Origin of the sequence: Methylibium sp. Root1272, from assembly GCF_001425905.1 — a bacterium.
Classification (GTDB): Bacteria; Pseudomonadota; Gammaproteobacteria; order Burkholderiales; family Burkholderiaceae_C; genus Methylibium.
Genome location: NZ_LMDY01000013.1, coordinates 585,571 through 606,579, shown reverse-complemented (window position 1 = coordinate 606,579; position 21,009 = coordinate 585,571). Strand labels below are relative to the sequence as shown.

The following is a 21,009-nucleotide window of genomic DNA, read 5'->3' as shown; positions in this document are numbered from 1 at the left end:
GCCCCGATTCGGTACCATCTGGGCTTCGAATTTCAGGGATAACCCGTGGTCTTCACCGGTCGGTCACACCGGGGATCTGCTTGGCGACTGGTCGCCGTTGCATTGCTTGCAGCGGCGTCGGTCGGAGCAGCATCCGTCGGTTTCGTGACACAGGCGAAGGACTCGGCGCCGCGGGCGGAGGTGAGCTTGTCCTCACTGCCGGTCGAGGCGCAGACAGCCCAACGGCTGATCCACGCCGGCGGTCCCTTCCCGTACTCGAAAGACGGCATCGTGTTCGGCAACCGGGAGCGTCTGCTCCCGCGCCACCCGCGCGGCTACTACCGCGAGTACACGGTGCGAACGCCAGGGTCCCGCGATCGGGGGGCCCGGAGGATCGTGTGCGGAGGGCAGCAAGCCACCGCGCCCGACGCCTGCTACTACACCGACGATCACTACGCGAGCTTCCGCCTCATCGCGCAGTGAGCCCTACCACCAACAAGGAACGAGGGGGATTTCGACCATGATGCCTCTGCACACCGTCCGTCCCAACATCGTGCAGGCCATCCGCGCGTTCCGCGTGGAGGATCTGCAGCTTGCCGCGCAAGACCTCGGCCAGCATTTCCTGTATGCCAACCTGGGATCGGCCCAGTCCAAGCAGGAAGTGTTGGAGGGCATTGCCGAAGCCTTCCTGTTCCCGGCGCACTTCGGCAAGAACCTCGACGCATTGTTCGACTGCATGACCGACCTGGTACACAAGTCGGGCAGCCAGCCGGGCTTCGTGGTGGTGCTGGAACAGCTGCCCGACAACGCCAAGTTCGATCGCGAGGCCCGCGAGCAGCTGCTCGACGTCTTCCGTGACGCCGCCGACTTCTGGGGGGAACGCAAGATACCCTTCAGGTGCTTCTATTCTTTTCAGTAGCCCGCTCCCCGGACATCGGGCAGGGAGAGCGGGCGATGGAAGCCCAGAACGACGCCAAGCCGGCCAAGACGCCGGCCGGTGTGATCAGCGTGCAACTGCCTTTCATGAGCAGTGCGTTCGACACCGCAGGGTGGCTGGTCGCAGCCTAGCGATCAGCAACAGACCATGTGAACGGACCCCACGGGGTCCGTTTTCCTTTCAGCGCCCGCCGAGCGCCAGCGCCAGCTCCACATAGTCGGACACCGGCACCTCCTCGGCCCGGCGCTGGGTGTCGAACGATCCACCGAAACCGCGCGCCTCGAGCCACTTGCCGAGCGTGTGCCGCAGCAACTTGCGGCGCTGCGAGAACGCGGTCGCCACCAGTTCACCGAGCAGCGCGGCGTCGACCGCCGGCGGCGCCGGGAACGGCAGCATGCGGACCACCGCCGAGTCCACACGCGGCGGGGGCTCGAAGGCCTCGGGCGGCACGTCGAGCACCGACTCGATGTCGTAACGCCACTGCAGCATCACGCTGAGCCGTCCGTAGTCCTTGCTGCAGGGCGCGGCGGCCATGCGCTCGACGACTTCCTTCTGGAGCATGAAGTGCTGGTCCTCGACCTGCGCGGCAGCCGGCAGCAGATGGAAGAGGATGGGGGTCGAGATGTTGTACGGCAGGTTGCCGACGATCCTCAGATGGCCCCCCGAGGCAGCGGCTGAAGCCAGGGCGGGGAAGTCCACCCGCAGCACGTCGGACTCGATCACCTGCAGCTCGGCGCGCTTGCGCAGGCGCGCCGCCAGGTCGCGATCGAGCTCGACAACGGTCAGGCGTTCGCAGCGCGCCACCAGCGGATCGGTCATCGCGCCGAGGCCGGGGCCGATCTCGACCAGTGCCTGCCCGGGGCGCGGATCGATCAGGTCGACGATCGCATCGATCACCGCCGCATCGGCCAGGAAATGCTGGCCGAAGCGCTTGCGGGGGATGTGCTTCACGGCTGCCGCGAGGCCACCGTCGCCGTCGTCACGCTCACTGCGGCGGCTCCCTCATCTCCACGTAGGCGCGGGCTCGCACATCGCGCGCCCACTCCTGGTAGGCGCTCTCGAACTTCTGCTCGCGCAGGACGTTGCGCGCGATCTCGCGCTGCTGCTTGCGGTCGACCGGGACGCTGCGGCGCTCCAGGACCTGGATCAGGTGCACGCCGAAACGCGAGACCAGAGGCTCCGACACCTGGTTGATGTCGAGCGCCTTCATCGCTGCCTCGAACTCCGGCACGAACTGGCCCGGCGAGGCCCAGCCGAGCTCACCGCCCTGGGCCGCACTGCCGTCCTCGGAGTTCTCGCGAGCAAGCTGGGCAAAGCTGGCCTTGCCGCTGTCCACCTGCTGCTTGAACTCGGCCAGCCGCGCCAGCGCGGCCGACTGGGTCAGCTGCGCCGAAGTCCTCAGCAGGATGTGCCGTGCGCGCGTCTGCGGCACCATCATGCCGCCATCGCGACGATCCAGAACCTTCAGCACGTGGAAGCCGGCACCCGACTGCAACACCTGCGGCACGATGGCGCCACTGCGCAGATCCCGCACCGCGTCAGCGAACAGGTCGGGCAGGCGATCGAGCGTGCGCAGGCCCAGGGCGCCACCCTGCTCCTTCGGGCCGGTCGACAGCTCGCCGACGAGGCGCGCGAAGTCCTCGCCGCCGCGGGCGCGCTGCAGGGCCTGCTCGGCGACCTTGCGGCGCTGTGCCAGCTCGGCCTCGCCAGCCCCTTCGGGCACGCCGATCAACAACTGCGCAATGTTGAACTGCGGCGGCGCCACGCCGCTGGCGCGGCTGGCCAGCAGGGTCTCGACCTCGCTGTCACTGATCTTGATGCGCGACTGGACCTCGCGTTCCCGCACACGCTCGAGCAGCAGCTGGTCACGCAGGTTGCTGCGAAAGCGCGAGAACTCGATGCCATCGCGCTGCAGCCGTTCACGCAGTTGCGCCAGCGTGATGCGGTTCTGTGCTGCGACGTTGGCGACGGTCCGGTCGAGTTCGGCCTCGTCGATGCGCACGCCGCTTTCGCGCGCCGCGCCGAGTTGGGCGCGCTCGTCGATCAGGGTGTCGAGCATGCGTCGGCGCAGTTCATCGTCGGGCGGCAGTGCCTGCCCGCCCTGTGCCGCCTCGCGCCGCAGGGCCGCCAGCCGCTGCTGGACCTCGGCATTGGTGACCAGTTCACGGTCGACGATCGCGACGATGTAGTCGGCCGAGCGGACCGGCGACGGCTGCGCGGCCGCGGTTCCGGCGAACAGACCACAGAGCAGGGCGAGCAGCAGCCCTCTGGCGCACGGGGAAGAAGACTTCGGCAACATCGATGGCAGCAGCTCAGGGGGTCGAGAGGGCCGGCGCGACCACCGGACTGTCGTCGCGCAGCAAACGGTAACCGGGCACATTCTCCCTCAGCACCTTCAGCGGGTTGGACCCGAGTCGCGACAGGCCGATCAGCTCGAGCTGGAACAGCAGCCGGGTGGTCGCCTGGCTGCGCCCGGTGGACAGGCGCTCGGCGACGATGCGGCCGATCCAGCATCCCGAGTCGTATTCGAAGCCGACGATCGAATCGGTGATACGCGAGTCGCGGCGGCTGTAGTTGACGCGCCCCACCGTGTACCAGGCGCCCGGGCAGCCGGCCAGCGGCGCGAGTCGGGAGCGGCCCTCGAAGTCCTCGAGCATCTGCGCGTCGCGTGCCTGCACCGCCGCGGCATGCTCGCGCGCCGGCGCGTTGAGCGGCCACTGCCAGCCCAGCTCGACCTGTTCGCTGGCATTGCGTGTGTAGCGGTAGCTGGTGCTGAGGGTGCGCAAGGGGCCGGGCGAATAGCGCACGCTCGAAATCGAACGCGCCACGCGACTGGTGTCGGAGTTGTACTGGACCGTGCTGTCGAGGTACCAGTTCCGCACGAGGTGGGTCGAGCCGAGCAGCAGCAGGTCGGACCAGCGCTGCGTGATCGGTGTGCCATCGGCGGTGATGCGCTGCGTGCGCAGCAGCGTGCGCTGCGCGATGCCCAGTCGCAAGGCCTCGGCGCCGGTGGTGCGGTCGAGGAAGCGCGTGGTCACGCCGGCGGTCACCTGGTTCGCATCGGACACGCGGTCGACGCCGGAGAACACGTTGTCGGAGTAGATGGAAGTGAAGTTGAAGTCGTTGGCGGCGCTGTCGAAGTTCGGCAGGCCGGTCTGGTCGCGGAAGGGCGTGTTGACGTAGAACAGCCGCGGCTCCAGCGTCTGGGTGAGTTCGCGGCCGAAGGCATTGCTGTCGCGCTCGAAGATCCAGGCGCTGTCGAGCGAGACCGTCGGGATGACGCGCGACGCGCTCCGACGGCCATCGGCCAGCGGCTGGTCGAGGTCGTAGGTGGCCGCGTTGAACGACACGCGCGGCGTCAGCGTCCAGCCGGGCGCGCCGGTCGGCGACCAGGGGCGTGCCAACGACCCCAGGGCGTGCAGGCGCGAGCCGGTCTGCAGGCTGGCGTCGTCGTTCGAGAAACGGTTCGCTTCGGTCTCCCACTGCCACTCGAGTCCGCTCGCCGCGCCGCGCTGGCGCAGACCGATCTGCGGCTCGCGCTGGTAGGGCGAGACGATGCGGCTGGCCGGGTCGAGGTCCTGCAGCACCTGCCATGTCTGCACCCGGGTGTAGGCCACGGTGTCGCCCCAGCCGTGATCGAAGCGTCGGCGCGCATAGGCGTCGGTCGGCAGCAGGCGCGGTGTGAGGCTGGGCAGCGTCCCGGCAAAGTCCTTCCAGAAGTTGTCGTCGGACGTGCGCTGCAACGCCAGGCCGTAGTCGATCTCGCCGACCGTCGCGCCCTCCCAGCGAGCCTCGTGACCAAGGTTCAGCGCCCAGCGCGAGCGGTTCGCCACCCGGTCGTCGGGCAGCATGTAGGCCTGCATGCTGCCCAGATAGCCCGGCTCGAGATAGCGGAACTCGGTATCGAGCGCCGCGCCGCGCCGCGTCATGACGGACGGGGTCAAGGTCGCGTCGCGGTTCGGTGCGATGTCCCAGTAGTAGGGCACGCCGAGTTCGAAGCCGCTCTTGTTGTCGAGCTTGATGCTCGGTGGCAACCAGCCGGACTTGCGCTTCTCGGTCAGCGGGAAGCTGAGCGTCGGCGCGGCCAGGATCGGCACGCCATAGAAGCGCAGCACCGCGCCCTCGGCCGTACCCTCTTCGGCCGCCGTGTCGAGCAGCACGCGGTCGGTGCTCAGCAGCCAGGCCGGATCGGGCGCCGGACAGCTGGTGTAGGTGGCGCCGTAGGCGACGCCCCGGTTCTCGTCGAGGAAGTCGAAGCGGTCGGCCTGCCCTCCGGCGTTGGTGCGCCCGAAGTGGTAGCTCGGCGACTGGAAGTAGCCCTCGAAGCGGTCGACCTTCAGTTGCACCTCGGGGCCGCGGTAGACGTTGCCGTTGCGCGAGATCTCGACGTTGCCGGTGGCGCGCGCCAGGTCGCTCTGCTGCTGGTACTCGACCCGGTCGGCCTTCAGGATCAAGGGGCCGCGGCGGAACTCGACGGCACCTTCGGCCAGGGTTTCCAGGTCGGGCCGGCCCGACAGACGATCAGCCTCGATCACCAGCGGCCCGCCGCCGTCGTCGGCCTTGATGAGTGGGCCGAAGCGCGCACTGCTTTCGGGGCTCACCTGCAGTCCGGGACCTTCGGCCCCCGACTGCGCGCGTGCGACTTCGATCAGCACGCCGCTGCCGGCGGTCGTCATCAGGACCGCGGCCGCGACCGGGCGCATGGCCCAGGCGCGCCTTGGAGGCAGGACGGTTGCGGCGCGGTCGGCGATCGGCAAGGTCGTGGCAGACAAGAGAAAAGGGCCGCCGGTCACGGCGCGCTGCGGCCGCTCGAGCAGCGCCACGGCGACGCCACCTTGCATGCGGTTTGTAGAATCTGATTATTCCACGCGCCTTCGCTCCGAAGGCTGCCGTACCGCAGGACCGCGGTGTCTCCGCGCCCACACATCTTGACCACACCCGCACCGATCCGCTGGACCGACACCGTTCGGCAGCAGGCCTTCACGCATTGGCTGGGCGCGCAGGCCGCGTCGCACGGCCTCGACATCGGCAGCCTGCGCACAGCGAGCGCCGATGCCAGCTTCCGGCGCTACTTCCGCATCGACGGACGCGACGGTCCGCGCATCGTGATGGACGCGCCCCCCGCCCAAGAGGACTGCCGGCCGTTCGTCGGCGTGGCCGCACTGCTGCGCGGCGGCGGTCTCGAGGCGCCCGAGGTGCTGAGCTGGGACGAGTCGAACGGCTTCATGCTGCTCACCGACCTGGGCGCCACCACCTACCTCGAAGCGCTGCAGCGCGGCGACGCCGCGCACACCAACGCGCTCTACCTGGCCGCGCTCGACGCCCTGGTGCAGCTGCAGCGCATCGAAGCGCAGACCCGCGTGCCGGCCTACGATCGCACGCTGCTGCAGCGCGAGCTCGACCTCTTCCCCATCTGGTACATCGAGCGCCATTGCCGGCACACGCTCGATGACAAGGCGCTCGCGCAGCTGCAGCGTTGCTTCGGGCTGATCCTCGACGCCTGCACCGCTCAGCCCAGCGTGCTGGTGCATCGCGACTACCACTCGCGCAACCTGATGCTGCCGCGCGAGCCGGGCGGCCAGCCGGGCCTGCTCGATTTCCAGGATGCCGTCTGGGGCCCGGTCAGCTACGACCTTGCGTCGCTGCTGCGCGACGCCTACGTCGAGTGGGACGAGGCCACCCAGCTCGACTGGGCGGTGCGCTACTGGGAACGCGGCCGCAAGGCAGGCTTGCCGCTGGACGCCGACTTCGGCTGCTTCTGGCGCGACTTCGAATGGATGGGGCTGCAGCGCCACCTGAAGGTGCTGGGCATCTTCGCGCGGCTCTCCCACCGCGACGGCAAGGACGGCTATCTCAAGGACCTGCCGCTGGTGTGGCGCTACGCGCACCGCGTGGCCAGCCGCTACAACGGTCTCGGCGCGCTGGCGCATCTGCTGGAGCGACTGGCCGGCACGCAGCGCGAGAGCGGCTACACGTTCTGAGCGAAAGCCCGAAGGTGCCTCGCTTTCTCGTCGACTTGCCGTTGGCCGAAGGCCTGGAGGCGCCGTTGCCCGCCGCCGCCGCGCGCCACGTGCAGGTGCTGCGGCTGCAGCCGGGCGACGGCCTCACGCTGTTCGACGGCAGCGGCAGCGAGTGGGAGGCGCAGGTCCTGCTGATGGGCCGCACCGAGGTGCGAGTCCGCGTCGGCGCCTCGCGGGCCGTCGACCGCGAGCTGCCGCTGCCGATCACGCTGGCCATCGGCATGCCGGCCAACGAACGCATGGACTGGTTGGTCGAGAAGGCCACCGAGCTCGGCGTGTCGACCCTGCAGCCGCTCGTGTGCGAGCGCTCGGTGCTGCGCATGAGCGGCGAACGGGCTGACAAGAAGCTGGCGCACTGGCAAGGCGTGGCGGCCGCCGCGGCGGAGCAGTGCGGCCGCGCCGCGCTGCCGCGCCTGCTGCCGGTCCGCTCCTTCGCCGAATGGCAGCGCAAGCTGCTGCCGGATGCGGCCGAGGCGCGCTTCGTGCTGAGCCTGGGCCAGGGCACGCTGCCGTTCGCGGAAGCGCTGCCACCGGCGCTGCGGGCCGGTCGGGGCCTGCTGTTCCTGAGCGGGCCCGAAGGCGGGCTCGGCGACACCGAGGAGGCCCAGGCGCGTGCGGCCGGCCTGCAGCCGATCACACTCGGCCCGCGGGTGCTGCGCGCGGAAACCGCGGCGCTGACGGCGCTGGCGGCGGTCGCGGCGCTGTTCGGCTGACCAGGCCGCCCGGGCCGCCCAGACGATCGGCCCGGGAACCGGAGCCGTACACCGCCCAGGGCCTCTGGCCCCGCGTGTCGCATTCGGGCCGCACAATCGGCGCGGGGACGGTCCCCGCGGGAGCACGTGATGGGTTTGCTGGACTCGGTGATCGGAGCCCTCGGCGGCTCCCAGGGAAGCGGGCAAGGCGACGCGCTGCAGGCGGTGATCGCGATGCTGGCGCGAGGCGGGCAGGGCAGCGGCGGGCTCGACGGCCTGGTGCAGCAGTTCCAGCAGGGCGGCCTGGGGGACCTGATCGCCTCGTGGGTCGGCACCGGCCAGAACCTGCCGGTGTCCGCCAGCCAGCTGCAGGACGTGCTGGGCAGCGACATGCTGTCGCAGTTCGCCCAGCAGCTGGGCCTGCCGCCGGGCGAGGCGGCCGGCCAGCTGTCTCAGCTGCTGCCGCAGGTGGTGGACAAGCTCACGCCCAACGGTCAGCTGTCGGACATCGGCAGTTCCGGCCTCGGCGACCTGGGCAGTGTGCTGGAGCGTTTCAGCCGCCCCTGAAGAAATAAGGCCCGCACGCGGCGGGCCCGATCGAATCTTGCTGCCGGTGGGGCGACGCCCGCCGACAGCACCTCAGCGCATCACTTCTTGCGGAACTTGCGCAGAGCGGCGATCTGCGCGGCCATGGCCGCGAACTCGCCCTGGGCCTTCGCGAAATCGATGTCGCTCTTGGCGTTCTTCATCGCCTCTTCGGCGGCCTTCTTGGCCTCTTCGGCCTTAGCCTCGTCGAGGTCGTGACCGCGGATCGCGGTATCGGCCAGCACCGTGACGCGGTCCGGCTGCACCTCGAGGATGCCTCCGGCCACGAACACGAACTCTTCCTCGCCGTTGTCGGCGCGCTCCACCCGCACCGCGCCCGGCTTGATGCGCGTGATCAGCGGCGTATGGCGCGGATAGATGCCGAGCTCGCCCATTTCGCCGGGCAGCGCGACGAACTTCGCTTCGCCCGAGAAGATCGAGGCTTCGGCGGAAACCACATCGACGTGAATCGTAGCCATGCTCGGTAGTCCTTAACGTGTCGAAGAAGGTTCAGTAAGCGAGCAGTCGGGTGTCAGGCTAGGCGCCGCGCGGAAGCGGACTCGTGTCCGCTGAGCACGGCAACGACGCATGGCGCCCGAGTGCGAAGTCTTACTGAATCTTCTTCGCCTTTTCGAAGGCTTCGTCGATCGTGCCGACCATGTAGAAGGCCTGTTCCGGCAGCGAGTCGCACTCGCCGGCCACGATCATCTTGAAGCCGCGGATGGTTTCCTTGAGGGGCACGTACTTGCCGGGCGAGCCGGTGAACACCTCAGCGACGTGGAAGGGCTGCGACAGGAAGCGCTGGATCTTGCGGGCACGCGACACGGCCAGCTTGTCTTCCGGCGCCAGTTCGTCCATGCCGAGAATCGCGATGATGTCGCGCAGTTCCTTGTAGCGCTGCAGCACCTGCTGCACGGCACGCGTGGTGTTGTAGTGCTCTTCGCCGACGACGTTCGGGTCGATCTGGCGCGAGGTGGAATCCAGCGGGTCCACCGCCGGGTAGATACCCAGCGAAGCGATGTCACGCGACAGCACCACGGTGGCGTCCAGGTGGGCGAAGGTGGTCGCGGGCGAGGGATCGGTCAGGTCATCCGCCGGCACGTAGACGGCCTGGATCGAGGTGATCGAGCCGACCTTGGTCGAGGTGATCCGCTCCTGCAGACGGCCCATTTCCTCGGCCAGCGTCGGCTGGTAACCCACCGCCGACGGCATCCGGCCCAGCAGCGCGGACACTTCGGTGCCGGCCAGCGTGTAGCGGTAGATGTTGTCGACGAAGAACAGCACGTCGCGGCCTTCGTCACGGAAGGACTCGGCGATCGTCAGGCCGGTCAGCGCGACGCGCAGTCGGTTGCCCGGGGGCTCGTTCATCTGGCCGTAGACCATCGCGACCTTCGACTGCGTCAGGTCCTCCTGCACCACGACCTTCGAGTCCGACATCTCGTGATAGAAGTCGTTGCCCTCGCGGGTGCGCTCGCCGACACCGGCGAACACCGACAGGCCGGAGTGGGCCTTCGCGATGTTGTTGATCAGCTCCATCATGTTGACGGTCTTGCCGACGCCGGCACCACCGAACAGGCCGACCTTGCCGCCCTTGGCGAACGGGCAGATCAGGTCGATCACCTTGATGCCGGTCTCGAGCAGCTCCTGCGAGGGGCTCAGCTCGTCGTAAGCCGGCGCCTTGCGGTGGATGGGCATGCTCAGCTCGGCGCTGACCGGGCCGCGCTCGTCGATCGGGCTGCCCAGCACGTCCATGATGCGGCCGAGCGTGGCCTTGCCGACCGGCACGGTGATCGCCGCACCGGTGTTGCTGACCATCAGGCCGCGACGCAGGCCGTCGCTGGAGCCCAGCGCGATCGTGCGGACCACGCCGTCACCGAGCTGCTGCTGGACCTCGAGCGTGAGTGCCGTGCCATCGAGCTTGAGGGCGTCGTACACACGCGGCATCTGGTCACGCGGGAACTCCACGTCCACGACGGCGCCGATGCACTGGACGATCTTGCCGACGGCTGCTTGAGTGTTCGCCATTTTTCCGTTCCTTCAATCAATAGTCTGTGCGTTGCGTCTGCGGGTGCGTCGGGCTGTCAGCCCACCGCGGCCGCGCCGCTAACAATCTCTGAAAGCTCTTTGGTGATCGCGGCCTGGCGGGTCTTGTTGTAGACCAGCTTCAGCTCCCCGATCAGGGTGCCGGCGTTGTCGGTCGCGGCCTTCATCGCGACCATGCGAGCCGACTGCTCCGATGCCATGTTCTCGGCCACCGCCTGGTAGATCAGCGCCTCGACGAACCGCAGCAGCAGGTCGTCGATGACGGTCTTGGCATCGGGCTCGTAGAGATAGTCCCAGCCATGCTCGCCGGCGTCGGCCTTCAGCTGGTCGGACGCCAGCGGCAGCAGCTGCTCGACGAGCGACTCCTGCTTCATCGTGTTGATGAACTTCGTGTAGCAGAGGTAAACGGCGTTGAGCCGGCCCTCGGCATAGGCGTCTAGCAGCACCTTGACCGGGCCGATCAGCTTCTCCAGATGCGGCGTGTCGCCGAGCTGGGTGGCATGCGCCACGACCTTCACGCCGATGCGGTTCAGGAAACCCAGGCCCTTGTTGCCGATCGCCACGGCCTCGGACTTGACGCCCTGACCCTCGAGCTCCTTGAGCTTGGCGGTCACGGCGCGCAGGACATTGGTGTTCAGGCCGCCGCACAGGCCCTTGTCCGTCGTCACGACGATGAAGCCCGCGGCCTTGCCGGCCGTAGGGCTCACCGCCATGAACGGATGGGTGTACTCGGGGTTCGCCTTCGCCAGGTTGGCGGTGACGTTGCGGATCTTCTCCGCATAGGGCCGCGCCGAGCGCATGCGCTCCTGCGCCTTGCGCATCTTCGAAGCCGCGACCATTTCCATGGCCTTGGTGATCTTCTTGGTGTTCTCGACGCTCTTGATCTTGCCGCGTATTTCCTTGCCGGCTGCCATGACGCGCTCCTTGTCGTGAGAGGGTCAGGCGCTTACGCGAAGGACTTCTTGAAGGCACCGATCGCGGCGGCCAGCTCGGCCTCGCTGTCCTTGTCCAGCGCCTTGCTGTCCTCGAGCTTCTTCAGCAACGCGGCATGGCTGGTCTTCAGGAACTGGTGCAGGCCCGACTCGAAAGCCAGGACCTTCTTCACCTCGACGTCGTCGAGGAAGCCCTTGTTGGCGGCATACAGCGTGGCGGCCATCAGGCTGATGGGCAGCGGCTGGTACTGCTGCTGCTTGAGCAGCTCGGTCACGCGCGCGCCGCGGTCGAGCTGCTTGCGGGTGGCGTCGTCGAGGTCGGAGGCGAACTGCGCGAACGCGGCCAGCTCGCGGTACTGCGCGAGGTCGGTCCGGATGCCGCCCGACAGGCCCTTGATCAGCTTGGTCTGGGCGGCACCCCCCACGCGCGACACCGAGATACCGGCGTTGATCGCAGGGCGGATACCGGCGTTGAACAGGTTGGTCTCGAGGAAGATCTGGCCGTCGGTGATCGAGATCACGTTCGTCGGCACGAAGGCCGATACGTCGCCGGCCTGCGTCTCGATGATCGGCAGCGCGGTCAGCGAGCCGGTCTTGCCCTTGACGGCGCCATTGGTGAACTTCTCGACGTAGTCGGCGTTCACGCGCGCGGCGCGCTCGAGCAGGCGGCTGTGGAGATAGAACACGTCGCCGGGATAGGCTTCGCGGCCCGGCGGGCGGCGCAGCAGCAGCGAGACCTGGCGGTAGGCGACCGCCTGCTTGGACAGGTCGTCATAGATGATCAGCGCGTCTTCGCCGCGGTCGCGGAAGTACTCGCCCATCGTGCAGCCCGAGTAGGCCGACACGTACTGCATCGCCGCCGATTCCGACGCCGAGGCCGCGACGACGATGGTGTAGCTCATCGCGCCGGCGGCTTCGAGCGAGCGCACCACGTTCTTGATCGACGAGGCCTTCTGACCGATCGCGACGTAGACGCAGGTCATGTTCTGACCCTTCTGGTTGATGATCGCGTCGATCGCCACCGCGGTCTTGCCGGTCTGGCGGTCGCCGATGATCAGCTCGCGCTGGCCGCGGCCCACGGGCACCATCGAGTCGATCGACTTCAGGCCCGTCTGCACCGGCTGGTCCACCGACTTCCGTGCGATCACGCCCGGCGCGACCTTCTCGATGACGTCGGTCATCTTGGCGTTGATCGGGCCCTTGCCGTCGATCGGCTGACCCAGCGCGTTGACCACGCGGCCGATCAGCTCGGGGCCGACCGGCACTTCCAGGATGCGGCCGGTGCACTTGACCGTGTCGCCTTCGGAGATGTGCTCGTATTCGCCCAGGATCACCGAGCCGACCGAGTCGCGCTCCAAATTCAGCGCCAGGCCGTAGGTCGGCTGGCCGTCCTTGGTGGCGGGGAACTCCAGCATTTCGCCGGCCATCACCTCCGACAGGCCGTGCACGCGCACGATGCCGTCGGTCACCGATACCACGGTGCCCTGGTTACGGATGTCCGACGAGGCGCCGAGCCCCTCGATGCGGCTCTTGATCAGTTCGGAAATTTCAGCGGGATTCAGTTGCATGGCTTGCTCCCAGTCTCTTCAGGCGCCCTGCGGCGTCGACGACCGAACCCGACGACTCGCGCCTCCGGGCGGATTGATTCAAAAACGGCTCAGGCGGTCAGCGCGACCTTCATGTGCTCAAGACGGGCCTTGACCGAGGTGTCGAGCACCTCGTCGCCGACCACCACCCGCACACCACCGATCAGTTCGGGCTCGAGCGCCACCGTGGCGGACAGCTTGCGCCCGAAGCGCTTCTCCAGCGTCACTACCAGGTCGGCCAGCGCGGCCGGCTCGATGGGATAGGCGCTGTAGACGGTGGCGTCGGAGACGCCCGAACTCGCGTTGACCAGCGCGTGGAACTGCGCCGCGACCTCGGGCAGCGCCGACAGGCGCCCGTTCTCGATCATGGCGCGCAGCAGGTTCTGCACGCCCGGCACCAACGACTGCTTGGCGACACCGACGACGAGATCGAAGACCTGCTGGGCCGCCACCTTCGGGCTGTCGGCGAATTGCCGCAGCGCCGGATCGGCGGCGACCGCGCCGAGCGCGGCCACCTGCTCCGCCCAGCCGGCCGCCTCGCCCTTCGGCGCGGCGCGGAACAGCGCCTCGGCGTAGGGGCGTGCGATGGTTGCGAGTTCGGCCATCGTCAGAGCTCCGTCTTCAGCCGCGTCAGCAACTCGGCGTGGACGCCGGCGTTGACTTCGCGCTTGAGGATCTGCTCGGCGCCCTTGACGGCCAGCGCGGCGACCTGCTCGCGCAGGGACTCGCGAGCCTGCACCAGTTGCTGCTCGGCTTCCGACTTGGCGGCGGCGACGATCTTGCCGCCTTCCTCGGAGGCGCGCTTCTTGGCGTCCTCGACGATCGCGAGAGCGCGCTTCTCGGCATCGGCCAGGCGGCGCGCGTTCTCGTCACGTACGGAGGCAAGCTGTTCCTCGACCCGCTTGTTGGCCGAAGCCAGCTCGGTCTTGGCACGGTCGGCCGCGGCCAGGCCGTCGGCGATCTTGCTCGCGCGCTCGTCCAGCGCCTTCGTGATGGGCGGCCACACGAATTTCATCGTGAACCACGCCAGGATGAAGAACACCACCAGCTGCGCGAAGAGCGTTGCGTTCAGACTCACGGCAACACCTTTCTAGTGCGGTTGGAGGGACGGCCGGATTACTTCAGCACGAAGGGGTTGGCGAACGCGAACATCATCGCGATACCGACACCGATCAGGAAGGCCGCATCGATCAGGCCGGCGAGCAGGAACATCTTGGTCTGCAGCTCGTTCATCAGCTCGGGCTGACGGGCGGCCGATTCCAGGTACTTGCTGCCCATGATGCCGATGCCGATGCAGGCGCCAATGGCGCCCAGACCGATGATCAGGCCGGCGGCGAGGGCAACAAAACCGAGAACGTGTTCCATGGTGACTCCTTCAGAGGGGTGGTTGTAGTGAGAGAAAGAAACGAATAGAGCGCGAGCGGTCAGTGGGCGTCGTGCGCCTGACCGACATAGACCAAGGTCAGCATCATGAAGATGAAGGCCTGCAGGGCGACGATCAGGATATGGAAGATCGCCCAGGCGGTGCCGGCCAGGATGTGGCCGATCCACATCGCGATGCCGGTGCCGGAGGCGAAGCCGACGCCCCCCATCAGCGCAATCAGCATGAACAGCAGTTCGCCGGCATACATGTTGCCGAACAACCGCATGCCATGCGACACCGTCTTCGCGAGGAACTCGATGAGCTGCATCGCGAAATTGAACGGATACAGGAACCACTTGTCGCCGAACGGCGCCGAAAAGAGCTCGTGCACCCAGCCGCCGAGCCCCTTGATCTTGATGTTGTAGTAGATGCAGACCAGCAACACGCCCGACGACAGGCCGAGCGTGGTCGACAGGTCGGCGGTCGGCACGACGCGCATGTAGGCGTGGTGCGGATCGTGGCCGGCCGCGCCGTAGATCGCTTCCCAGATGCGCGGGATCAGATCGACCGGCAGGAAGTCCATCGAGTTCATCAGGAAGATCCAGATGAAGACGGTGAGCGCCAGCGGGCCGACGAACTTGCGCGAGGTGGCGTTGTGGATGATCGACTTGGCCTGGTTGTCCACCATCTCGAGCAGCAGCTCGACGGCGGCCTGGGTGCGGCCCGGCACGCCGGCGGTCACGCTCTTGGCGACGCGCCACATGAAGAACAAACCGACGACACCGAGCAGGATCGACCAGAACAGCGAATCGACGTTGAACACCGAGAAGTCCACGATGCCGGTCTGCTCGTGGCTCTGCAGGTGCTTCAGGTGGTGCCCGATGTACTCACCGGCAGTGGGTCCGTGTCCCGCAAGGTTTCCTTCGGCTGCCATTTGTCAGTCTCGTCCCGCTTCGTTCTTCACCCGGCCCTGCCAGAGCAGCGCCAACCAGTTGACCTTCATGCACACGAGCATCGCGACCAGCAGCGCTGGCCAGCTCAAACCCGGCACGACCTTCGCGGCAGCCGCCAGCATGGCCACCGCCAAACCCACCTTCACCGCCTCCCAGAGCATGAAGCTGAACGCCGCGGCGCCCACCCCTGCCCCCGTGAGGCGAGTGATGCCTCGCGCCAACAAGGCGCCCGGCACCACCACGGCCGCGGCGCCGTAAAGCGCCGACCAGGCCAGATCGCTGCGCTGGGTGACTAGCCCGATCAGGGCTGCCACCACCAAGCCGACCGCAGCCTGCGCCGCGATCACCCGCCAGGGTGAAACCGGCGGGTGCTTGGCCCTCAAGGCCTGGGCTTCTTCGTGGCTCAGGGTCTTGAAGGGCGCGTCGTCGTCCTCAGCTTCCCCCGACCCGGGCCAGGCGCTGCGCACGTCGGTAGAAGCGCGCTCGCTCATGTTCGGGAGGGTCAGATTCGGCAAAACCCCGGGAGTGTACGTGATAACCCGGAGGTTTCAAGCCTTGCCGGGTCCGCCGGTTTGCGGACCCGGCGCCCCCTCGACGGGCGTTCGTTGCCGTGCTAAGACGGCCGAACCGTCAGCCACCTTCGGGCGCGCCGCGTCAAACTCCGTCCGTCAGTAGGCGTGTGTGCCGACGTTGAGCGAATGCACCACGGCGGCATCCGGCGTGCGCAGCGCGTGCAGCGAAGCCTGCGCCGCATGCACCAGCAGCCCGAGATCGGACCCCAGACCGACGAAATCGAAACCGGCCGCGCGGACCTGTGTAGCCATCTCCGGCGTGCCGGCCAAGGTGCCGATCGGAATGCCCACTGCACGCGCCCGCTCCGCGGCCTGGGCCATGGCCTTCTGCACGGCCGGATGGCGTGCGTCGCCGCCGTGCCCCATCGCCGCCGACAGGTCGGCCGGCCCGACGAACAGCGCATCGACGCCCTCGACCGCGGCGATCTCCTCCAGCGCGTCCAGCGCGTGTGGCGTCTCGAGTTGCAGGATCAGCGCCACGCCGGCGTTGGCCGCCTGCGTATCGAGCCGCTGCGTGCCGTAGCGCGTGGCGCGGCTCATGCCGGCGACACCCCGCATCCCGAGCGGCGGATAACGCGTGGCTGCCACCGCGCGGCGCGCCTCCGCCGCCCCCTCGACCATCGGCACCATCAGGGTGCTCGCACCGGCATCGAGCAGGCGCTTGAACAGCACCGCGTCGTTCACGGGCAGGCGCACGATCGGCACCAGCTTGGTCGCCGCCACGGCCTGCAGCATCTGGACGACGCCCGGCAACTCGAGCGGCGAATGCTCCATGTCGAGCACCGCCCAGTCGAACCCGGCATGAGCGATCGCCTCGGCCACCAGCGGGCTGGCCGACATCACCCAAGTGCCGAGCGGCACGCGCTGGTGGCTGGCCCGCGGGTGCGCGTCCACGCCTCGGGTCGGGTTCTGCAAGAGCTGCTTGAAGGCATTCATCGCGGTCTCCCCGGCGGGACGGCGCCTCGTCGCGCGCCGTCACCGCATCGACACTCACTCACTGAACGAACAACCGACTCGAGACTCAGTAGTGCGAGCCGGGCCCTTCGAGCCCGACGCGCAGATAGTGTGCGCCGGGAATCGGGTTGTAGTAGTAGGGTGGTACCTCCTCGAAGCCGAGCGAGGCATACAGTTCGCGGGCCGTCTCCATGTCGTCGAGTGTGTCGAGCAGCATGGCCGAGTAGCCGCGGCTGCGCGCCCGATCGATCAAGGCTTCGGCGAGCAGCCGCCCCAGACCGAAACGGCGAAAGGCGCGCCGCACGTAGAGGCGCTTCATCTCGCAGGCGTTCGCCTCGTCGGCCTCGGGCAGCGGTCGCAGCGCTCCGCAGCCGGCCAGCTCGCCGTCGCAGTAGGCCAGCAGCAGGGCGCCGCCGGGCTCGGCGTAGTCGCCCGGCAGCGCCGCCAGCTCGGCGTCGAAATTCTGGAAGCACAGGTCGATGCCGAGCGCTTCGGCGTACTCGCGGAAGATCTGCCGGGTCGCCTCCAGCAGTTCTGGCGTGGCCGGAGAGAGCAGTTCAATGCCGGGACGGGTCATCGCCCGACGAATTTACACCGAGCCGCCACCGCCGTCCTGCTCAGAGCCGCAAGCTGCCGACGATGCAGGTCACCGAGTCACCGCCGACCCAGATGTCCGCGCCGACCTGCTCGACATGCACCCGCCCCGCGCGCTCGAGCCGCGCACCCTGGCTCGCGACGTAGCGCGCCGGCGCCAGCCCGGCGCCGATCAGCCACTGCGCCAGGCCGGCGTTCAGGCTGCCGGTGACCGGATCCTCAGGCACGCCGAGCGAGGGCACGAAAGCGCGCACCTCGAAGGCCGTGTCGTGCCCCGGCGCGTGCGCCCCGATCACGCCGAGGTTCAGCGGCAACATCGCCGCATAGTCGGGTTCCAGCGCCAGCACGGCCGCGGCGCTGGGCAGCATCGCGGCCACCCAGCCCGGGCCGTTGTCGACCCATTGCGTCGCCAGCAACTCGGCAACGTCGACGCGCAGGGCGCGGGCGATCTGGGTCCGCGTGGCTTCGTCGACCGCGCCACTGCGGCGCAGCGGCGGCGCGGCAAACGCCAGTCGCGAGCCGTCGCGTCGAATGCGCACGAGGCCGACGCCGCATTCCTGCACCACCTCGTCGGCCCGAGGCCGGCCGCCGGCTTCGAGCCAGGCATGGCAGCTGCCCAGCGTGGGGTGGCCGGCGAACGGCAGTTCCTCGGCCGGCGTGAAGATGCGCAGGCGGTAGTCGGCGGCCGGGCGGGTCGGCCGCATCAGGAAGGTGGTCTCGCTGAGCTGGGTCCAGCGCGCGAAGGCTTGCATCTGCGCGTCGCTCAGGCCCTCGGCGTCGAACACCACCGCGACGGCGTTGCCGCGCAGCGGCTCGGCGGTGAACACGTCAACCTGCGCGAAGCGGCGTTGGGCGGTCTGGCTCATGCGGCCCTCCTCAGCGGCGGCTGCTCGGCCAGCGCCTCGTGCACGACACGTCCGAGCGCGGCGACCGCGGTTTCCAGCTGCGCCGGCGTCAGCGTGACGAAGCTCAGCCGCAGCGTGCGCCCGTCGGGCTCGCCGGCATAGAACGGCGCGCCCGGCACGTAGGCCACGCCGGCAGCCACCGCGCGCGGCAGCAGCGCCGTCGCGTCGAGCCCGGGCGGCAGCCGCAGCCAGAAGAACATGCCGCCGCGCGGCGCTTGCCATTCGGTGGTGGTGGGCAGGTGGGCGCGCAGCGCCGCCGCCATGGCGTCGCGCTGCGCGGCATAGCGCGCACGCATGGTCGGCACGTGGCGATCGAGCAGGCCGTCGCGCACGACCTCGTGAACGATGCGCTGATTGAGGCCCGGCGAGTGCAGATCGGCGGCCTGCTTGGCCTGCAGCAGCTTCGGGCTCAGCGCCGGCGGCGCCACCACGTAACCCAGCCGCAGGCCGGGGGCGAGCACCTTGGAGAACGAGCCGAGGTAGATCGTGCCTTCCGGCCAGCGCGCGGCCAACGGCGCCGGCGGTGGCGCGTCGAACCACAGCTCGCCATAGGGGTTGTCCTCGACCAGCGGCAGACCGACCGCCTGAGCCGCAGCCACCAGGGCGTCGCGGCGGGCGTCCGACATCAGCCGCCCGGTCGGGTTCTGGAAGTTCGGCAGCAGGTACGCGAAACGCGCACCCGCGGCGCCGGCCAGGGCTTCGGGCCGCGGGCCCTCGTCGTCGGCGGCCAGCGCGGTGAACTCTGGCTCGCAGGGCGCGAAGGCCTGCAGCGCGCCCAGGTAGGTCGGCGTCTCCACCGCGACGGCGCTGCCGGCGTCGATCAGCAGCTTGCCGACCAGGTCCAGCCCCTGCTGCGAGCCGGTGGTGATCAGCACCTGGCCGGGCTCGACCCCGATGCCGTCGGCGGCGAGCCGCGCCGCGACCCAGTCGCGCAGCGGACCGTAGCCTTCGCTCGCGGCGTATTGCAGCGCCTCCCGCGGGGTATCGCGCAGCACCCGGGCAGTCGCCTCGCGCACCGCGTCGACCGGGAAGCTGTCGGGCGACGGCAGGCCGCCGGCCAGCGACAGCACGCCGGGCTGCTCGGTGAGCTTCAGGATCTCGCGGATCGCGGAGGGGTTCATGCGCCCGGTGCGTCGGGCCAGGGTCCAGGTCATCAGGCGTCTCCTCGGGGAAGGTCGTCGAGCATCCAGTCCACTGCCTGCTGCACATGCAGCAGCGTGCTGTCGAAGCCGGGCAGTGGCAAAGCGGCGGGGTCGAGCAACAGGCCCAGCTCGGTGCAGCCGAGCACGATGCCCTGCGCGCCGTCGGCGGCGAGCCGGTCGATGATCGCCAGGCTCGCCTGCCGGGATGCGTCGCGCACCGTGCCGCGGCACAGCTCTTCGTAGATCAGGTGCTGCAGCGTGGCCCGGTCGGCCTCGCCGGGCACCCGCATCTCGACGCCGTGCTGCCGCTGCAGATGCTCGCGCAGGAAGTCCTGCTCCATCGTGAAGCGCGTGCCCAGCAGCCCGATGCGGGTCAAGCCCGCAGCGCGCACGGCCGCACCGATCGCATCGCCGATGTGCAGCAGCGGCAGGCCACAGGCCCGCTGCACCGCGGGCGCCACCCGGTGCATCGTGTTGCTGGCGATCAGCACGCCCTCGGCGCCAGCATCGCGCAGGCCGCCAGCGGCCGACGCCAGCAGATCGGCCGCCGCGTCCCAACGGCCTTCGTGCTGCATCGCCGCGACCGGCGCGAAGTCGAGGCTGTGCAGCCGCAGCGACGCGCTGTGCAAGCCCCCGAGACGCTGCGCGACGCCGCGATTGAGCTCGCGGTAGTAGACCAGCGTGGACTCCCAGCTCAGGCCACCGAGCAGACCGAGCGTCCTCATGCGGCCGCCCGTACCGGCATGCGCTTGCCGATGAACACCGTGGCGATGACCGCGAGCGCGAAGGCGACGGTCAGCGCATCGAGCCGCTCGCCCAGCAGCGGCACCGCGGCCAGCATCGACACGAAGGGTTGCAGCAGCTGCATCTGGCTCACGCGCACGGTGCCGCCGAGCGCCAGGCCGCGGTACCAGGCGAAGAACCCCAGCCACATCGAGAACAGCGCGACATAGCCGAAGCCGAGCCAGGCGCCCGCGCGCACCGCGCCGAAGTCGATGCCGGTGGCGGCCCACAGCGTCAACGGCAGCGTGACCGGCAGCGCACCGACCAGCACCCAGCAGATCACCTGCTCGGGTCGCATCGCGATCGACAGCCGGGCGCCGTAGACGTAGCCGATGGAGGCGCTCAGCACCGCGATCAGCAGCAGGCCATCGGCCACGCTCAAGTGCCCGCCGCCTTGCAGCGCCGCGTAGCCGAGCACCAGCGCACAGCCGGCCAGCGCGCAGACCCAGAAGCCGCGCGAGGGCCGCTGGCGCAGCACCAGCACCGCCACCACGGCCGTGCCGAGCGGCAGCAGGCCGGTGACCACGGCCGCGTGGATCGCCGCCACCTCGCGCAGCGCCAGCGCCAGGAACAGCGGGAAGCCGATCACGACGCCGCTGGCGGTGATCGCGAACTCGCGCAGCTGATGCCGTTGCGGCCGCGGCGCACGCGTGGCCCACAGCCACACCGCCGACAGCAGGCCGGCCACCGCGGCCCGGCCGGCGGTGACGAACAGCGGCGTGAGCTGTGGCGCGGTGGCGTCGCCGACCGCAAGCCGCGTCATCGGCATGGTGATCGCGAAGATCACCACGCCCAGCAGGCCGAGCCACAGGCCGCGCACTTCGTCGCGATGTCGGGAGGCGGTGCCGGCGGTGGTCACGGGGAGGGCTTGTGTCGACATGCGAAAGCACTGTACGCTCCGAACCAGTACACCAACAATACAGAATGCTGGATCAATGATCGATCTGTACTGGCTCTACTGACGACACA

General features: G+C 69.0%; 23 protein-coding genes. 5 read left to right on the top strand and 18 right to left on the bottom strand.

The genetic code is table 11. The features are described 5' to 3' along the window. Positions 1 to 45 precede the first annotated feature (45 nt). Positions 46 to 462, top strand: coding sequence for a ribonuclease domain-containing protein (locus ASC67_RS11885; RefSeq protein WP_056320332.1), 417 nt, complete (start codon positions 46 to 48; stop codon positions 460 to 462). 37 nt (positions 463 to 499) lie between these two features. Continuing rightward, a complete protein-coding gene (locus tag ASC67_RS11880) occupies positions 500 to 898 on the top strand; it encodes a barstar family protein (RefSeq protein ID WP_235566296.1) in 399 nt (132 codons plus the stop codon). 198 nt (positions 899 to 1,096) lie between these two features. Here ASC67_RS11880 and rsmA read toward each other — a convergent pair whose 3' ends face one another. The 3 genes from rsmA to ASC67_RS11865 are packed head-to-tail and all read right to left on the bottom strand — an operon-like array spanning position 1,097 to position 5,757. Further along, positions 1,097 to 1,867 carry a 16S rRNA (adenine(1518)-N(6)/adenine(1519)-N(6))-dimethyltransferase RsmA gene (gene rsmA, locus ASC67_RS11875; protein ID WP_056320328.1) on the bottom strand — a complete coding sequence of 257 codons (771 nt, stop codon included), beginning with the start codon at positions 1,865 to 1,867 and terminating at the stop codon, positions 1,097 to 1,099. 34 nt (positions 1,868 to 1,901) lie between these two features. Continuing rightward, positions 1,902 to 3,215, bottom strand: a complete 1,314-nt coding sequence (locus ASC67_RS11870; RefSeq protein WP_056320325.1) for a peptidylprolyl isomerase — start codon at positions 3,213 to 3,215, stop codon at positions 1,902 to 1,904. A 13-nt stretch (positions 3,216 to 3,228) separates the two neighbouring features. After that, entirely contained in the window at positions 3,229 to 5,757 is a 2,529-nt protein-coding gene (locus ASC67_RS11865; protein WP_235566295.1) for an LPS-assembly protein LptD, read from the bottom strand. Positions 5,758 to 5,841: 84 nt separating this feature from the next. On the opposite strand from ASC67_RS11865, the gene ASC67_RS11860 reads away from it, so the two are divergent. The 3 genes from ASC67_RS11860 (at position 5,842) to ASC67_RS11850 (ending at position 8,195) form a co-directional block, all read left to right on the top strand. Beyond that, the gene (locus ASC67_RS11860) at positions 5,842 to 6,897 is read left to right on the top strand and encodes an aminoglycoside phosphotransferase family protein (RefSeq protein WP_404932874.1); all 1,056 of its coding nucleotides are present in this window, start codon (positions 5,842 to 5,844) and stop codon (positions 6,895 to 6,897) included. A 14-nt stretch (positions 6,898 to 6,911) separates the two neighbouring features. After that, positions 6,912 to 7,649 (top strand): 16S rRNA (uracil(1498)-N(3))-methyltransferase, encoded by a 738-nt coding sequence (locus ASC67_RS11855; RefSeq protein WP_056320316.1) that lies wholly within the window; start codon positions 6,912 to 6,914, stop codon positions 7,647 to 7,649. Positions 7,650 to 7,778: 129 nt separating this feature from the next. Next, a complete protein-coding gene (locus tag ASC67_RS11850) occupies positions 7,779 to 8,195 on the top strand; it encodes a YidB family protein (protein WP_056320312.1) in 417 nt (138 codons plus the stop codon). 80 nt (positions 8,196 to 8,275) lie between these two features. On the opposite strand, the gene ASC67_RS11845 is transcribed toward ASC67_RS11850, so the two are convergent. From ASC67_RS11845 to ASC67_RS11775, 15 genes are all read right to left on the bottom strand, one after another. Beyond that, positions 8,276 to 8,692 carry a F0F1 ATP synthase subunit epsilon gene (locus ASC67_RS11845; protein ID WP_011827799.1) on the bottom strand — a complete coding sequence of 139 codons (417 nt, stop codon included), beginning with the start codon at positions 8,690 to 8,692 and terminating at the stop codon, positions 8,276 to 8,278. 130 nt (positions 8,693 to 8,822) lie between these two features. Beyond that, entirely contained in the window at positions 8,823 to 10,238 is a 1,416-nt protein-coding gene (gene atpD / locus ASC67_RS11840) for a F0F1 ATP synthase subunit beta (RefSeq protein WP_056320309.1), read from the bottom strand. Between the two features lie 56 nt (positions 10,239 to 10,294). Continuing rightward, entirely contained in the window at positions 10,295 to 11,170 is an 876-nt protein-coding gene (gene atpG, locus ASC67_RS11835) for a F0F1 ATP synthase subunit gamma (RefSeq protein WP_056320307.1), read from the bottom strand. 32 nt (positions 11,171 to 11,202) lie between these two features. Then, positions 11,203 to 12,756, bottom strand: coding sequence for a F0F1 ATP synthase subunit alpha (gene atpA, locus ASC67_RS11830; protein ID WP_056320304.1), 1,554 nt, complete (start codon positions 12,754 to 12,756; stop codon positions 11,203 to 11,205). Between the two features lie 89 nt (positions 12,757 to 12,845). Further along, positions 12,846 to 13,379 (bottom strand): F0F1 ATP synthase subunit delta, encoded by a 534-nt coding sequence (locus ASC67_RS11825; RefSeq protein WP_056320301.1) that lies wholly within the window; start codon positions 13,377 to 13,379, stop codon positions 12,846 to 12,848. Between the two features lie 2 nt (positions 13,380 to 13,381). Then, entirely contained in the window at positions 13,382 to 13,852 is a 471-nt protein-coding gene (locus ASC67_RS11820) for a F0F1 ATP synthase subunit B (protein WP_056320298.1), read from the bottom strand. 38 nt (positions 13,853 to 13,890) lie between these two features. After that, positions 13,891 to 14,139 (bottom strand): F0F1 ATP synthase subunit C, encoded by a 249-nt coding sequence (atpE, locus tag ASC67_RS11815; protein WP_011827793.1) that lies wholly within the window; start codon positions 14,137 to 14,139, stop codon positions 13,891 to 13,893. Between the two features lie 59 nt (positions 14,140 to 14,198). Next, positions 14,199 to 15,071, bottom strand: a complete 873-nt coding sequence (gene atpB / locus ASC67_RS11810) for a F0F1 ATP synthase subunit A (RefSeq protein WP_056320294.1) — start codon at positions 15,069 to 15,071, stop codon at positions 14,199 to 14,201. A gap of 3 nt (positions 15,072 to 15,074) precedes the next feature. Next, positions 15,075 to 15,581: an ATP synthase subunit I gene (locus tag ASC67_RS11805; protein ID WP_082535969.1), complete on the bottom strand. Its 507-nt coding sequence runs from the start codon at positions 15,579 to 15,581 to the stop codon at positions 15,075 to 15,077. A 177-nt stretch (positions 15,582 to 15,758) separates the two neighbouring features. After that, positions 15,759 to 16,598 (bottom strand): HpcH/HpaI aldolase/citrate lyase family protein, encoded by an 840-nt coding sequence (locus tag ASC67_RS11800; protein WP_056320290.1) that lies wholly within the window; start codon positions 16,596 to 16,598, stop codon positions 15,759 to 15,761. A gap of 85 nt (positions 16,599 to 16,683) precedes the next feature. Continuing rightward, entirely contained in the window at positions 16,684 to 17,193 is a 510-nt protein-coding gene (locus tag ASC67_RS11795; protein ID WP_056320287.1) for a GNAT family N-acetyltransferase, read from the bottom strand. A gap of 40 nt (positions 17,194 to 17,233) precedes the next feature. After that, positions 17,234 to 18,076, bottom strand: a complete 843-nt coding sequence (locus ASC67_RS11790; protein ID WP_056320282.1) for a PhzF family phenazine biosynthesis protein — start codon at positions 18,074 to 18,076, stop codon at positions 17,234 to 17,236. After that, positions 18,073 to 19,269 (bottom strand): PLP-dependent aminotransferase family protein, encoded by a 1,197-nt coding sequence (locus ASC67_RS11785; RefSeq protein ID WP_056320278.1) that lies wholly within the window; start codon positions 19,267 to 19,269, stop codon positions 18,073 to 18,075. Before ASC67_RS11785 ends, ASC67_RS11790 begins: the two co-directional genes overlap by 4 nt. Next, the gene (locus ASC67_RS11780; RefSeq protein WP_056320275.1) at positions 19,269 to 19,982 is read right to left on the bottom strand and encodes an aspartate/glutamate racemase family protein; all 714 of its coding nucleotides are present in this window, start codon (positions 19,980 to 19,982) and stop codon (positions 19,269 to 19,271) included. Before ASC67_RS11780 ends, ASC67_RS11785 begins: the two co-directional genes overlap by 1 nt. Beyond that, positions 19,979 to 20,920: a DMT family transporter gene (locus ASC67_RS11775; RefSeq protein WP_056320272.1), complete on the bottom strand. Its 942-nt coding sequence runs from the start codon at positions 20,918 to 20,920 to the stop codon at positions 19,979 to 19,981. The genes ASC67_RS11780 and ASC67_RS11775 overlap by 4 nt, the downstream gene beginning before the upstream one ends. Positions 20,921 to 21,009: the final 89 nt, after the last annotated feature.

Coding starts and splice junctions, on each gene's coding strand:
- ASC67_RS11880 (WP_235566296.1), top strand. CDS start 500: ATGATGCCTCTGCACACCGTCCGTCCCAACATCGTGCAGGCCATCCGC.
- ASC67_RS11870 (WP_056320325.1), bottom strand. CDS start 3,215: ATGTTGCCGAAGTCTTCTTCCCCGTGCGCCAGAGGGCTGCTGCTCGCC.
- ASC67_RS11865 (WP_235566295.1), bottom strand. CDS start 5,757: ATGCAAGGTGGCGTCGCCGTGGCGCTGCTCGAGCGGCCGCAGCGCGCC.
- ASC67_RS11850 (WP_056320312.1), top strand. CDS start 7,779: ATGGGTTTGCTGGACTCGGTGATCGGAGCCCTCGGCGGCTCCCAGGGA.
- ASC67_RS11845 (WP_011827799.1), bottom strand. CDS start 8,692: ATGGCTACGATTCACGTCGATGTGGTTTCCGCCGAAGCCTCGATCTTC.
- atpD (WP_056320309.1), bottom strand. CDS start 10,238: ATGGCGAACACTCAAGCAGCCGTCGGCAAGATCGTCCAGTGCATCGGC.
- atpG (WP_056320307.1), bottom strand. CDS start 11,170: ATGGCAGCCGGCAAGGAAATACGCGGCAAGATCAAGAGCGTCGAGAAC.
- atpA (WP_056320304.1), bottom strand. CDS start 12,756: ATGCAACTGAATCCCGCTGAAATTTCCGAACTGATCAAGAGCCGCATC.
- ASC67_RS11825 (WP_056320301.1), bottom strand. CDS start 13,379: ATGGCCGAACTCGCAACCATCGCACGCCCCTACGCCGAGGCGCTGTTC.
- atpE (WP_011827793.1), bottom strand. CDS start 14,139: ATGGAACACGTTCTCGGTTTTGTTGCCCTCGCCGCCGGCCTGATCATC.
- atpB (WP_056320294.1), bottom strand. CDS start 15,071: ATGGCAGCCGAAGGAAACCTTGCGGGACACGGACCCACTGCCGGTGAG.
- ASC67_RS11805 (WP_082535969.1), bottom strand. CDS start 15,581: ATGAGCGAGCGCGCTTCTACCGACGTGCGCAGCGCCTGGCCCGGGTCG.
- ASC67_RS11800 (WP_056320290.1), bottom strand. CDS start 16,598: ATGAATGCCTTCAAGCAGCTCTTGCAGAACCCGACCCGAGGCGTGGAC.
- ASC67_RS11795 (WP_056320287.1), bottom strand. CDS start 17,193: ATGACCCGTCCCGGCATTGAACTGCTCTCTCCGGCCACGCCAGAACTG.
- ASC67_RS11790 (WP_056320282.1), bottom strand. CDS start 18,076: ATGAGCCAGACCGCCCAACGCCGCTTCGCGCAGGTTGACGTGTTCACC.
- ASC67_RS11785 (WP_056320278.1), bottom strand. CDS start 19,269: ATGACCTGGACCCTGGCCCGACGCACCGGGCGCATGAACCCCTCCGCG.
- ASC67_RS11780 (WP_056320275.1), bottom strand. CDS start 19,982: ATGAGGACGCTCGGTCTGCTCGGTGGCCTGAGCTGGGAGTCCACGCTG.
- ASC67_RS11775 (WP_056320272.1), bottom strand. CDS start 20,920: ATGTCGACACAAGCCCTCCCCGTGACCACCGCCGGCACCGCCTCCCGA.